The sequence below is a fragment of the Halomonas sp. YLGW01 genome, assembly GCF_014840935.1.
In the GTDB taxonomy this organism is placed as follows: Bacteria; Pseudomonadota; Gammaproteobacteria; order Pseudomonadales; family Halomonadaceae; genus Onishia.
In genome coordinates this window covers 2986657-3000278 of the sequence record NZ_CP062005.1, presented here as the reverse complement: position 1 = coordinate 3000278, position 13622 = coordinate 2986657, and the positions used below count along the sequence as shown (strand labels likewise).

Sequence of the window (13622 nt, the reverse complement as noted above, 5' to 3'; positions counted from 1 at the left end):
CCATGCAGCTCAAGTCCATCAAGCTGGTCGGCTTCAAGTCCTTCGTCGACCCGGTCACCGTGCCCTTCGACAGCAATATGACCGCCATCGTCGGGCCCAATGGCTGCGGCAAGTCCAACGTCATCGATGCCGTGCGCTGGGTGATGGGGGAGTCCTCGGCCAAGACCCTGCGCGGCGAGTCGATGACCGACGTCATCTTCAACGGCTCCACCGGCCGCAAGCCGGTGGGTCAGGCTTCCATCGAGCTGCTATTCGACAACCGCGACGGCAGCATGGGCGGGGTCTATGCCCAGTACGCAGAGATCGCCGTCAAGCGCGTGGTCACCCGCGACAGCCAGTCCAGCTACTTCTTCAACGGCCAGAAGTGCCGGCGCCGCGACATCGCCGATCTGTTTATGGGCACCGGCCTGGGGCCGCGCTCCTACGCCATCATCGGCCAGGGCATGATCTCGCGGCTGGTCGAGGCGCGCCCCGAGGAGCTGCGCTCGACCCTCGAGGAGGCCGCCGGCATCTCCAAGTACAAGGAGCGCCGCCGCGAGACCGAGAATCGCATGCGGCGCACCCAGGAGAACCTGGAGCGCCTCGACGATATTCGCGAGGAGCTCGACAAGCAGCTCGAGCGGCTGAAGCGCCAGGCCGATGCCGCCAAGCGCTACCAGACCCTCAAGCAGGAGGAGTACCGGCTCAAGGGCGAGCTGGCGCTGCTGCGCGGCCGCGCCCTGCGCGCCGAGCAGACCGAGCAGGAGGCCCGCGTCCGCGAGCTCGAGACCGGCGTCGAGCGCGAGGTGCTGGGTGCCCGCCAGTGCGAGACTCGCCTCGAGCAGGCGAGAAGTGAGCATGATCGCCTCGCCGAGGAGCTCGAGGGCCACCAGGCCCGCTTCTACGAGACCACTACCGCCATCGCTCGCCTCGAACAGAGCCTCGAGCATGCCCGCAGCCGCGAGCAGCAGCTGGCCCGCGACCTGGAAAGCGCCCGCGCCGAGCTCGCCGAGCTCGACCGCCTGAACGAGAGCGACGGCGAGCGCCTCGCCGCACTGGATGAGCGCCTCGAGACCCTGGGCCCCGAGCAGGAAGAGGTCGCCGAGGAGCTTGAGCAGCTCGAGGAGGCCCTCGAGGAGGCCGAGGCCGCCAACACCGAACACGCCGAGCGCTGGGACGCCTTCAACGAGCGTCACCAGCAGGCGAGCCATGAAGCCGAGCGCGCCCAGGATCGGGTGCGCAACCTCGAGCAGGGCGTGGAGACGCTGGCCGCCGAGGTGCAGCGTCGCCGCCAGCAGCACGCGGAGCTGCCGGATGCGGCTGAGCTGCGCGAGCAGCGCGCCGAGTTTGCCGAGCGCCTGGCCGAGGCCGAGCTGGAGCGCGAGGCCTTGGAGGATCGCCGCCAGCAGGCCCTGGAGCGCCGCCAGCAGACCCGCGACGAGCGCCGCGACGCCGAGGCGAGCCGTGAGGCCGAACGCCAGCGGCGCAACGGCCTGCAGGGCGAGCTCGCCTCCCTGGATGCACTGATCGAGGCGGCGCTTGCCGATCACGACGAGGCCCTGGAGGCGCACCTGGCCGAGCATGGGCTCGGTGATGCCCCGCGCCTCGGGGAACGGCTGTCGGTCGCGGCCGAGTGGGAAGAGGTGGTGGGCTGGATCCTCGCGCCCTGGCTCAACACCCGGCTGGTCGATCTGGCGAGCGCCCGTCAGGCCCTGGGCGCCGGCGCGGATACTGCCGCGTTCGGCGACCTGGCGCTGCTGGATGGGGGCCTCGAGGCCTCGGGCGCCGCAGAGCGCCTGGCCACCGATGGCCTGGCCGCCAAGGTAGAAGGGGCCGGAGCCGCGGCGCTGCTGCTCGCCGGTATCCACTGTGCCGCCGACGAGGAAGAGGCCTGGGCGCGGGTCGCGAGCCTCAAGCCGGGCGAGAGTCTGGTCACACCGGCCGGGCTGTGGCTTGGCCCAGGCTTCGTGCGCCGGCGCGGCGAGGCTCAGGGCAGCGACAGCCTGCTGGCCAGCCGCCGACGCCGGGACGAGGTGGTCGCGGAACTGGAGGCGGTCGGCGCTGCCCTGGCGACGCTGGACGAGCAGCTGGCGACCCTCGAGGCTCGCGATCAGGAGATCGAGACGACCCTCGAGCAGTGTCGGCGCGACGAGACCGAACAGCAGGGGCGTCACCAGCAATGGACCCTCGCCGAGGCCAACCTCGCCACCCGCCTCGAGCACCTGGAGGCGCGGGCTCGGGAGATCGACGAGGAGCTCGAGCGTCTCGAGGAGCAGCGCGAGGAGCGCGCCCTGGCGCTGGAGGAAGCCCGCGAGCAGTGGCAGGCGGCGATGGCGCGGCTGGAAGACGACAGCACCGAGCGCGAGCGCCTCGAGCGCGCCCGCCGCGAGGCGCAGGAGCGACTCGCTTCATTGCGCACCCGGCAGCGGCCGCTGGCCCAGCGGGCTCAGCAGCTGGCGCTGGATCATCAGCGGCTGACCACCGAGCGCGCCGGCCTCGGCCAGCAGCAGGGGCGGGCCGAGGAGTCCCGCGCCCGGCTCGAGGAGAAGTGCGCCGAGCTCGAGGAGAGCCTCGAGATGCTGCGCGAGCCCGATGAGGAGAATCGCGAGCGCCTCGAGGAGCTGCTGCACCAGCGCGATCGCGACGAGCGGGCCCTGACCGCCTGTCGTGACAAGACCGCCGAATTCACCGAGCAGCTGCGCGAGGACGAACTGGCTCGCCAGCAGCACGAGCGCAACCTGGAAGGGATCCGTGAGCGGTTGCAGGAAGCGCGCATGCAGGTCCAGGCCCTGGCGCTGAAGGCCGACGCCCAGGACGAGCAGCTCGCCGAGCTCAACCACGACGCCGACGCCCTGGCCGAGCACCTCGACCCCAACGCCACCGAATCCGCCTGGCGCGAGCGTCTCGACGGCCTCGGTGACAAGATCCGACGGCTCGGTGCCATCAACCTCGCCGCCATCGAGGAATACGACCAGCAGGCCGAACGGCGCGACTACCTCGAGGCCCAGCATGCCGAGCTGACCGAGGCCCTGGAGACACTCGACCGGGCGATCCGCAAGATCGATCAGGAGACCCGCACGCGCTTCAAGGAGACCTTCGATCAGGTCGATGCCGGTCTGCAGACCCTTTTCCCCAAAGTCTTCGGTGGGGGAACCGCATGGTTGACGCTCACGGGCGAGGATTTGCTCGAGACCGGGGTGGCCATCATGGCCAGGCCGCCGGGCAAGAAGAACAGCACCATTCATCTGCTCTCGGGGGGCGAAAAGGCCCTGACGGCGCTGTCGCTGGTGTTCGCCATCTTCCAGCTCAATCCGGCGCCTTTCTGCATGCTGGATGAGGTCGATGCGCCGCTGGATGATGCCAACGTGGGGCGCTATGCCAAGCTGGTGAAGGAAATGTCCGAGACCGTGCAGTTCATCTATATCACCCACAACAAGATCGCCATGGAAGCCGGCGAACGCCTGATGGGGGTGACCATGCAGGAGCCCGGGGTCTCGCGCCTGGTCTCGGTGGGCGTCGAGGAAGCGGCCGTGCTCGCCGAGGCTTGAGACCGGGGCGGGGGCGATGGGGTCGGCGAATGGCGACGCTTGCACCCGCTCACGAAAGCGGGTAACAAGTCGGGGGATAAGAACGATGTCGTTGAGCGTACACGTAGGGTGTTTACGCGGGCCATTCGGCGTCCTGTCCGGCAAGGAATACCACTTGACAATCAAAAAAGACATGGCCCTTTTTTTGATAATCGCGCTATGCTGATGGCTATTATTCGATCCGGCATGGTGCCCCTAGCAGACAGGCAAGACGACTCATGGAACTTAGAGAGTGGCTGATCATTCTGGGGTTGGCGCTGGTGACCATCATCGTGATCGATGGTGTGCGTCGCCTGCAGCGTCAGCGTCGCGTCCCTCGACTGGATCGGGTCGATGCCTCGTCGCCCGACGCCATGTCGGGTACAGATACCGACCCTGAGCAGGAAGCTCGGGATGCCGAAGTGCGCAGCGAGCTGCCGAACGGCGGCGCGCGAGTCGTCAGGCCCGCCGCCTACGGCGAGCCGCGACCCAAGCCCAAGCTCGAGCGTCAGGAACACCCTGGCCCGTCCCGGGTGCTCTCGAGCTGGCGCCAGGAACACCCGCGTGATGGCGAGCCTGTGGCCTCACGCCAGCAAGAGGCGGCGCCCCGCCAGGCCCGGGAACCCTCCGCGTCTGGGGCCGACGTCTCGGCGCCGTCGGCCGAGCCGCGTCATGACAAGCCTCATGATGACGCGCTGCGTGCCGTTGCCGATGCTGCCGGTGAAGCGCCGACAGCGGCCCGGCAGGCCGCTCCCGTGCACCAGGACAACACCCGTGAGGACGCCGAGGCACGAGGCGATCGGGAGGACGAGGTCTTCTCCGGCCTCGCCGCCGATCCGGCGGATCATGAAGGTTATCAGGATGATGAGCGCTATCGGCTCGTCGACTTCGACGAGATGTCCGATTCGCTGCGCACGCGCTCGGCCAGGGTCGGCGATTCCATGCATCGCTTCGGCTCCTCGATCCAGCAGAAGATGGCCAGTCGCAAGGAACAGCGCAAAAAGGACAAGCTGGAGCGGGAGCGCCAGAAGGCCGAACGCCAGGCTCGCGAGGCCAGCCGACGCCAGCAGGCGCAGGCGGAGCGGGAGGCCGAGGCTCGCCGTGCGGCGGATGTCGCCGCCCAGGGCGCCCAAGGCGACAGCGACGACCCGCTGTTTGCACCGCGCGCGTCGGCCGAGGCCACAACGCGCGGGCCAGAGCCTGGCCCGAATGAGCCCCGCTTGAATGAGTCCCAGAGGGAGGCGTGGGACTTGAGTGAAGCGCCCGGCCACGAGCGGCAGGCCGACGAGATGGGCGACCCGTGGGGCGACGGGGCGGCACCGCACCCCACGATTCAGCGCGCCCTGCGTAATGGTGTCCGGGTCGAGCACCCCCGCGAGACGCTGTCCCACGCCGAGGAGATCATCGTCATCAGCGTGATGTCCCGGGACGAGGACGGCTTCTCCGGCGCGGCGCTGCTGGAGCTGATGCTGGCCTGCGGCCTGCGCTACTGCCGCGACATGCAGATTTTCCACCGCTTCGAGACCGAGGACCCGGAAAGCGCGTTGCAGTTCTCGATGGTCAATATCGTCAAGCCGGGCACCTTCCCGCTTGCCGCGGGAGAGGACTTCGCCACCCCGGGCATCAGCCTGCTGATGCCGCTGCCGGGGGCGCACGACAGCTCCGCGGCCTTCGAGGCCATGGTCGAGACCGCGATGGTGGTGGTGCGCCACCTGGGTGGCGAGCTGAAGGACGAGAACCAGAGCGTGATGACCGCCCAGACCGTGGGCTTTGCCCGCGAACGGGTGCAGGAGTTCGAGCGTCGCCACCGGCTGCACCGCACCCAGGTCAACTGACGCTCACGATCTGACAGCACGACCCGCTCACATGGGCTCCCTCGGGAGCCCTTGTGTCGTGTGGGCCCCGCCCTCAATCCGCTATAATGCCCGTTTTCCTTCAGGTGGGATGCCGCCCCTTCATGAGCCAGCCAGACACCAAGACCCTCGATGAGGTGGCCCAGCTGCGCGCCGCCCTCGATGACGCCAACTACCGCTACTATGTGCTCGACGAGCCGCGCCTGACCGATGCGGACTACGATCTCAAGCTGCGTCGCCTGCAGGAGATCGAGGCCGAGCACCCCGACCTGGTGACGCCGGACTCGCCGACCCAGCGGGTCGGCGCCGCCCCCGCCCAAGGCTTCGCCGAACTGGCTCATGCGGTGCCCATGCTGTCGCTGGGTAACGCCTTCGACGAGGAGGAGCTGGCGGCCTTCGTGCGCCGCGCAGGCGAGCGCCTCGAGCGCGATGGAGGCGCCGTGCGTTTCTGCTGCGAACCCAAGCTCGACGGTGCCGCTGTGTCGCTGGTCTACGAGCATGGCGAACTGGTCAGCGGGGCGACCCGGGGCGATGGCCGCACCGGCGAGGACATCACCACCAATCTGCGTACCCTGCGCTCGGTTCCGCTCAGGTTGCGTGGCGAGGATATCCCCTCGCTGCTCGAGGTGCGCGGCGAGGTGATCATCGCCCATGACAACTTCGAGGCCTTGAACGCCAAAGCTCGGGAAGAGGACACCAAGGTCTTCGCCAACCCCCGCAACGCCGCCGCCGGCAGCCTGCGCCAGCTCGACCCGCGTATCACCGCCACCCGGCCGCTGGAGTTCAGCGCCTATCAGGTGGCGCGCATCGAGGGCCTCGAGGACGCGCCGACCACTCACAGCGCGCAGATGCAGCGCGTACGTGACTGGGGCTTCCAGATCAGCCGGGAGCTGGAGATCGTCGAAGGCGCGCCGGGGCTGGTCGACTACTGCCGCCGCCTCGGCGAGAAACGCGATAGGTTGGGCTATGACATCGACGGCGCGGTGATCAAGGTCGATGACCTGCGCCTGCAGCGGGAGCTGGGGTTCGTGGCCCGGGCGCCGCGCTGGGCGATCGCCTTCAAGTTTCCGGCTCAGGAACAGGTCACCACCCTCGAGGACGTCGAGTTCCAGGTCGGGCGCACCGGCGCCATCACCCCGGTGGCGCGGCTGGCGCCGGTCTCGGTGGCCGGCGTCGTCGTCTCCAATGCCACCCTGCACAACCGGGACGAGATCGCGCGGCTGGGCGTCATGATCGGCGACCGGGTCAGCATCCGCCGCGCCGGCGACGTCATTCCCCAGGTGGTGAGGGTGATCGAGGAAGAAAGGCCCGCGGATGCCCGCGAGATCGTCTTCCCCAGCCGCTGCCCGGTCTGTGAGTCGCAGATCGAGCGGCTGGAGGGCGAGGCCGTGGCACGCTGTTCCGGCGGGCTCTACTGCCCGGCCCAGCGCAAGGAGGCCCTGAAGCACTTCGCCAGCCGCCGCGCCCTGGATATCGAGGGCCTGGGTGTGAAGTTGATCGATGCCTTGGTCGAGCGTGACTGGGTGAAGACGCCGGCGGATCTCTTCACCCTGGCCGCCGAGGACCTGGCCGGTCTGCCGCGCATGGGCGAGAAGTCGGCGGCCAACCTGGTCGCGGCGCTTGAGAAGGCCAAGGAGACCACCCTTGCGCGCTTCATCTATGCACTGGGCATTCGCGAGGTGGGCGAGGCCACTGCCAACAACCTGGCGCGCCACTTCGGCACCCTCGAGGCGCTGATGGTTGCCGAGCTGGCCGACCTGGAGGCCGTGGACGACGTGGGGCCGATCGTCGCCGCCCACCTGCACACCTTCTTCCGCCAGCCCCACAACCGCGAGACGATAGAGGCGCTGATCGCACGGGGCCTCACCTGGCAGGAAGAAACGGTGAGCGAACGCCCGCAGCCGCTGACCGGCGAGACCTGGGTGCTGACCGGTACCCTCGAACACCTGACCCGCGACGAGGGCAAGGCCCGCCTCACGGCACTCGGCGCCAAGGTCGCCGGCAGCGTCTCGAAGAAGACCGCCTGCCTGGTGGCTGGCGAGGCCGCCGGCAGCAAGCTCGCCAAGGCCAATGATCTCGGCGTGCCGGTGATCGACGAGGCCGAGTTCCTGTCGCGTCTGACGGCCTGGGAGCGCGGCGAATCCCTCGGCGCTGAAAGTGACGCTGACAATGGAGAGGAGGCGCAATGAGCCGTTTCGTGGAAGTGCCCTATCGCATGCTGCCCGGCGAGACCCTGGATGCCCTGCTCGAGGCCTTCGTCACCCGTCAGGGCTATGACACCACCGATACCGGCGAGGGCATGCGCGGCTGGACCGCACAGCTCAAGGGTCAGCTCGAGCGTGGCGAGCTGCTGATCGCCCATGATCTGCAGACCGAGCTCACCGAGGTGATGACGCTTGCTCAGTGGCGCGCCTTCGGGCGGGATATCGCCGACGACGAAGAGGATTGATCACAAGGGTCGATCACAAGGGTCGATCACAAGGGGCGATCAAGAGGGCTTTAAAAGAGGCTTCTCAAGCGCACTGAGACCCTGCACACGACAACGGCCCCGCTTGGCGGGGCCGTTGTCGTTCAGCTATCGCTGCCTCGATCATCAGGCGCTGCATGCCTTGGCAGCACCTGGATGAGTCCTGGATACGGCCCCAGAGAAAGCCTCAGGCCGACGGCTGGGTGACGCCCGATAGGAAGATCGCCACGCAGCGCCTGGCTCGGGCGTCGCGCTGCGCCTCGTCCAGGCGCAGGTCACGGCCGAGCAGGGCATCGATGTGCCATTCACCGAGCAGCATGCCCATGAACATGCCGGCCGCTTCACGCGGATCGTCGAGATCGAGGCGGCCGCTGTCGACCTGATCGCCCAGGTAGGTGGCGAGCGCCTGGCGGGTCTGATCGGGGCCGCGGGTGAGGAACAGCTCGCCCAGCTCGGGCGCCCGTTCGGCCTCGAAGGCCAGGCCGCGCACCAGGCGGATCACGCCCGGATCGAACACCAGCGCCAGCATGCGGCGGCCGAGCTCATAAAGCACCTGTTCGGGGGCCTGACGGTCCCGGCGCCCCTCTTCCAGTACCGCCCAGGCGGTGCCGATATGGCGCTCCATGGCCGCCGTGAACAGCCCCTCCTTGTTGCCGAACTGCTTGTACAGCGTCGCCAGTGAGCCGCCGGCGCGAGCCACTACCTCGTTGACGCTGGCGCCGGCATAGCCCTGCTCGAGGAAGACGTCGCGAGCGGCGTCCAGCAGCCGTTCGCGACGTGCCATGCCGCGTGGGGTAAGGGAGGCATCGGTCTTGTCAGGGAAGTCGCGGGCATCGGTTGGGGTCGAGCGGGGCATTCACACTCCTGTCGGGGCCATGCGAGTGGCTCCTCAAGCATAAGATAGGGCGCGCCAAGGGCGACGATCGGTTCATGGTAGTCATGTAGTGTAGCATTCATTACACTACGGGGCTTCACTCCCGGGGGGCTCACTTTCCAGAGAAGCCCATCGGGACGACATGCGTTGAGGAGTGGCCATGACATCGGATGCCAAGCGGGGCGGGACCCCGGACGAGCGCCAGCGCGAGGGGGCGGTCGCGAACCAAAGCGAGGGTTCGTCCGCGCACCGTGCCTCCCGGTCCCGCGGGAAATCGAGCGGCAGGATGCTGGTCGCGCTGGCGGGGCTCATCGCCCTGGCGGCGTTTGTCTGGTGGGGCCTGGGCTGGTGGCAGACCGGGCGCTTCATCGAGGAGACCGACAACGCCTATGTGCGTACCGACAGCGTGGCCGTGCGCGCCGAGCTGTCGGCGCGGGTCGCCGAGGTGGCGGTGGACGACAACCAGGCGGTCAAGCGGGGCGACCTGCTGGTGCGCCTGGATGCCGAGAGCTATCGCGACCGGGTTACCCAGGCCGAGGCCCAGCAGGCGGTGGCGGCAGCCTCGATCGCCCAGTCCCGTCGCCAGGTGGACCTGCAGGAGGCGGCCATCGATCAGGCCAGGGCTCAGCAGCAGGCGGCTCAGGCGGAGGTCGATCAGGCCCGCCAGCACCTCGAGCGCTCCTCCTCGCTTGCCGTCAACAACTATGGCTCGCGCCAGCAGCGCGAGGACGACCAGGCCGCGCTGCGGGTCGCCGAGGCCAACCTGGCCAAGAGCCGTGCCGCGGTGGTCTCGGCCGAGCGCCAGCTGGCGGTGGCCGAGAGCGACGTGACCCGCGCCGAGGCCACCCTGGAGGCCGCCAGCGCCGATCTCGACTATGCCCGCCATCAGCTCGACAAGACCCGCATCGTCGCCCCCCGCAACGGCGTCGTCGGCAACCTCAGCGTCGAGGCCGGCACCCTGGCCCAGCCGTCGCTGACGCTCTTGCAGCTGGTGCCCATCGAGTCGGCCTATGTGGCGGCCAACTTCAAGGAGACCCAGCTTGCGCGGATTCGCGTCGGCCAGCCGGTCGAGGTGCATCTGGATGCCTACCCGGACATCACCTTTGATGGCGTGGTCGACAGCCTGTCGCCGGCCACCGGCACCGAGTTCAGTCTGCTGCCTCAGGACAACGCCACCGGCAACTTCAACAAGATCGTGCAGCGGGTGCCGGTCAAGATCCGCGTCACCGGCCCTATCGAGGCGTTGAGTCAGTTGCGCGCCGGGCTGTCGGCGGTGCCTGAAGTGGACACGCGCGAGCTGGCCCCCGACCAAGGCTCCCCTGAGGCCGGTGGTCCCGCTGACGGCGTGGCTCAGGCGCGGGTCGAGACGTCAGGCGCCTCCTCCGACGCTCAGGCCGATTCGTGAGCGAGCGGTCCGGCGCCCCGGCCGTCTCAGCCTCTGCAGCACCGGTCAGCGACATGCCGCCCTGGCGGCAGCGGGTCGGCTTCATCGCCGCGGTGTTCGGCATGTTCATGGCGATCCTGGACATCCAGATCGTCGCCAGCTCGCTCAACGAGATCCAGTCGGGGCTGTCGGCCAGCGAGGACGAGATCTCCTGGGTGCAGACGTCCTACCTGATCGCCGAGATCGTGATGATCCCGCTGTCGGGCATGCTGATGCGCATCCTCTCGACCCGGGTGGCCTTCACCCTGTCCTGTGCCGGTTTCACCCTGGCGAGCCTGGGCTGCGCACTTGCCACCTCGATCGAGCAGCTCATCGTGCTGCGCGCCATCCAGGGCTTCATGGGTGGGGCGATGATCCCGATTACTCAGGCGGTGAGCTTCTCGATCTTTCCCCGGCGGGTGATGGGCAGCGTGCAGGCGGTGATCGGTATGGTGGTGACCATGGCGCCCTCGATCGGCCCCACGGTGGGCGGCTATGTCACCGAGGCGCTGAGCTGGCACTGGCTGTTCCTGGCCAACTTGATCCCCGGCGTGCTGGTATGCTGGGCCGCCTGGACCTTCCTCGATATCGACAAGCCCAACCATGCGCTGGCGCGCCATCTCGACCTGATCGGCCTGGTGCTGATCGCGGTGTTCCTCGGCTCGCTGGAGTTCGTGCTCGAGGAGGGGCCCGGCGATGACTGGTTTGAAAGCGACCGCATCATCCTCTTCAGCCTGGCCTGCCTGGTGGCCGGGGTGTGGTTCTTCACCCGCACCCTGCGAAGCGATCATCCGATCGTCGATCTGCGCGCCTTCGCCAACCGCAACTTCGCGATCGGCGCCGGGATGGGCTTCATCATCGGCATCGCGCTCTACGGGCTGGTCTACATCATGCCGCTGTTCTTCGGCTATGTGCGCGGCTATTCGAGCCTGCAGATCGGCCAGGTGATGTTCGTCACCGGGCTTACGATGTTCCTGTGTGCGCCGGTGGTGGGGCAGGTCTCCAATCGCCTCGACCTGCGGATCTTGCTGTTCCTGGGCCTTGCGCTGGTCGGGGTGGGCACCATGATGAACGCCAACCTCACCGTGGAGTCCGGGTTCTGGCAGTTCTGCGTGCCGCAGATCGTGCGCGGCATGGGGCTGATCATGTGCATCATCCCGGCCTCGCGGATCGCGCTGGGCACCCTGCCGCCGGACGAGGTGGGCAACGCCAGCGGGCTCTTCAACGTGATGCGCAACCTCGGTGGCGCCATGGGGCTGGCGCTGCTCGACACGGTGCGCGACATCCGCGAGGACTTTCACTGGAATCAGCTGGTCCCGGCCATCGATACCGGCCGCGAGGTGGTGGTGGCGGAGATCGCCAAGTACCAGGCGATGCTCGCAGGCTCGGTGCCGGATGCCTATCACGCCGCCGTCGGCATGCTGGTGCAGCGGGTCTCCCAGCAGGCCCAGGTGCTGGCCTTCAACGACATCTTCACCTGGATGGGGCTGATCTATCTTTTGAGCGTGCCGCTGGTGTTCCTGCTGCGGCGGCTGTCGGCCTGAACCCGGGCGACTCCTGAAACACGGCGGCGCGCCGACCTGTCGGATGACGCCACACATGCGAACGCGGCCCCTGCACAAGCAGGGGCCGCGTCGTTTAGGACCCGCCGTCAGGCGCCAGGGCGCCCGGTCGGTGCCTCAGAGGTGGTGACGGGCGCTCTCGTCGCCGACGTAGGCCGGGTCGAAGGCCGGGCGGCTGAAGATGCGCCGCACCATGGGCGCGAAGTGCTCGAGCGACCGGGTCGGGTAGTCCGGGTCGAAGGAGGCCTGATCCCAGCGCTCGCAGAAGTCGACGCAGCGCTGATACCAGGGGTGATCCTGGTAGCGGTCCCGTGCCAGCGGATCGCCGCCGAAGTGGTGGATGTAGTAGTAGTTCTGGAACAGCCCATGGTGCTCGATGATCCAGGTCACCTCGGCCCGCACATAGGGGCGGATGATGGACGCGGCGTACTGGGAGTGATTGTGGGGCGCCAGGTCGTCGCCGAGGTCGTGGATCAGCGCCGCCACGATCATCTCCTCGTCCTCGCCGTCATCCTCGGCGCGGGTGGCGGACTGCAGCACATGCTCGAGCCGCGAGACCTGGTAGCCGGAGAGGGTGTTCTCCAGCGCCTTGAGGGCCTCGAGGATGCGCTCGGGAAGCGCCTCGACGAAGCGCTCCTCGAGTTCGCCGAGCATCATGTACTCGTCCTTGGTGCCATCCTTCATCTGGGTGAACGATACGGTATTCATGCGGCAGTCACGCTCTCGGTGGTGGCGGTGGCTTGATAGGCGCGCTCTTGCTTGACGATCGCCCGGTAATGGCCGGTGGGGCCGTCACGGTCGATGTAGCAGCCCTGCAGGTGGCGGAAGCCCTCGTTCTGGTCGTAGGAGGTGCGGCCATGCAGCACCCGGTTGTTGTCGAACATCATCAGCTCACCATCGCCCAGGGCGAACTGGATTTCGTAGTCCGGGTGGGAGAACAGCTCACCGAGGCGGCGGCGGGCGCGATGAAACGCCTTGGTGCTTTCCTCGTCCATCAGCGGCAGATAGTCCAGACGCGGGCTGTAGTGCACGCCGTCCATCTGGCCCATGGCGTCGAGGTGGATCATCGGCCGACGTTCGATCAGCTCGACTCCGTCGTCGATGAAGCGGAAGCGCACCGGTACGGTGGCCAGCAGGCGATAGCCCTCCGGGTCCTCGGCGCGCAGCTGCTCGGCGGCGGCCAGGCTGTCGACCAGCGTCGACAGGCCGCCGGTGGTCTCATTGGTCAGGCAGTGCAGCAGCTGGATGCCGGGCACCGGGTCGCGATAGGGGTTGTCGGTGTGCGGCGCCAGGGGCACGCTGCGATAGGCCAGGTCGTTGGACTCGGGGCGCGAGCAGACCTCGAAGTACTTGCCGAAGTTGGTCGAGCGCACGTGGCCGAAGGTCTCGCCTACCTCGACCAGGCGCGCGCCGTCGGTGGGCACGTTCCTGAGGATGATCACCCCGTGGCGCAGGTAGGTCTCGAGAGCTTCGCGGAAGGCGTCGTGATCCGAGAGCGTCTCCCAGTCCCGGGTGATGCAGGCGAAATCGATGTCGCTGGTCCAGGGACGCGGGGCGGGCAGGCCATCGTCATGGTCGAAGTCATCGGCGAAGTGGCGCAGGTCATAGCGCCCGGTGTGGCCGTCGCTGAAGGTCAGCCGGGCCCAATGGCCACCGAGGTGTTCGGCCGCCACCAGGGCCAGGTCCGCGTCGAGCTGGTGCGGGTTGAACAGGCGCTGCTGGGTGGGGCCGTCGAGGCTCTCCGGCTCCTGGCAGCGCTCGCGAAGCCACAGGGCCGGCAGCTCGGTGCGGGTACCAGAGGCATCTGTGGCGAAGACCTTGGCGGGGGATTCTTGGACGTGAAACATGGGGTCTGACATCATCTTGGCCCTGACGAAACGTGTGGGCCGGCATTCTAC

9 protein-coding genes are annotated in these 13622 nt (G+C 68.1%); 6 read left to right on the top strand and 3 right to left on the bottom strand.

The genetic code is table 11. The features are described from left to right. Positions 1 to 2: 2 nt before the first annotated feature. The 4 genes from smc to IEJ03_RS13720 all read left to right on the top strand — a co-directional run bounded on the left by smc (position 3) and on the right by IEJ03_RS13720 (position 7847). Positions 3 to 3527 carry a chromosome segregation protein SMC gene (gene smc / locus IEJ03_RS13735; protein WP_192035379.1) on the top strand — a complete coding sequence of 1175 codons (3525 nt, stop codon included), beginning with the start codon at positions 3 to 5 and terminating at the stop codon, positions 3525 to 3527. A gap of 257 nt (positions 3528 to 3784) precedes the next feature. Then, the gene (gene zipA / locus IEJ03_RS13730; RefSeq protein ID WP_192035378.1) at positions 3785 to 5380 is read left to right on the top strand and encodes a cell division protein ZipA; all 1596 of its coding nucleotides are present in this window, start codon (positions 3785 to 3787) and stop codon (positions 5378 to 5380) included. Between the two features lie 122 nt (positions 5381 to 5502). Further along, complete coding sequence (ligA, locus tag IEJ03_RS13725) at positions 5503 to 7587, top strand: NAD-dependent DNA ligase LigA (RefSeq protein WP_192035377.1); 2085 nt, start codon at positions 5503 to 5505, stop codon at positions 7585 to 7587. Then, a complete protein-coding gene (locus IEJ03_RS13720; protein WP_192035376.1) occupies positions 7584 to 7847 on the top strand; it encodes a YheU family protein in 264 nt (87 codons plus the stop codon). The genes ligA and IEJ03_RS13720 overlap by 4 nt, the downstream gene beginning before the upstream one ends. A 205-nt stretch (positions 7848 to 8052) precedes the next feature. Here IEJ03_RS13720 and IEJ03_RS13715 read toward each other — a convergent pair whose 3' ends face one another. Next, the gene (locus IEJ03_RS13715) at positions 8053 to 8721 is read right to left on the bottom strand and encodes a TetR/AcrR family transcriptional regulator (protein WP_192035375.1); all 669 of its coding nucleotides are present in this window, start codon (positions 8719 to 8721) and stop codon (positions 8053 to 8055) included. A gap of 178 nt (positions 8722 to 8899) precedes the next feature. On the opposite strand from IEJ03_RS13715, the gene IEJ03_RS13710 reads away from it, so the two are divergent. Both IEJ03_RS13710 and IEJ03_RS13705 read left to right on the top strand, forming a co-directional pair. Continuing rightward, positions 8900 to 10144, top strand: a complete 1245-nt coding sequence (locus IEJ03_RS13710; protein WP_192035374.1) for an HlyD family secretion protein — start codon at positions 8900 to 8902, stop codon at positions 10142 to 10144. After that, complete coding sequence (locus IEJ03_RS13705) at positions 10141 to 11706, top strand: DHA2 family efflux MFS transporter permease subunit (protein WP_242457982.1); 1566 nt, start codon at positions 10141 to 10143, stop codon at positions 11704 to 11706. The genes IEJ03_RS13710 and IEJ03_RS13705 overlap by 4 nt, the downstream gene beginning before the upstream one ends. Positions 11707 to 11841: 135 nt before the next feature. Here the strand turns inward: IEJ03_RS13705 and IEJ03_RS13700 are convergent, their stop codons facing one another. Continuing rightward, entirely contained in the window at positions 11842 to 12432 is a 591-nt protein-coding gene (locus tag IEJ03_RS13700; RefSeq protein WP_192035373.1) for an HD domain-containing protein, read from the bottom strand. Beyond that, complete coding sequence (locus tag IEJ03_RS13695; protein ID WP_192035372.1) at positions 12429 to 13571, bottom strand: TauD/TfdA family dioxygenase; 1143 nt, start codon at positions 13569 to 13571, stop codon at positions 12429 to 12431. Before IEJ03_RS13695 ends, IEJ03_RS13700 begins: the two co-directional genes overlap by 4 nt. Between the last annotated feature and the right edge of the window lie 51 nt (positions 13572 to 13622).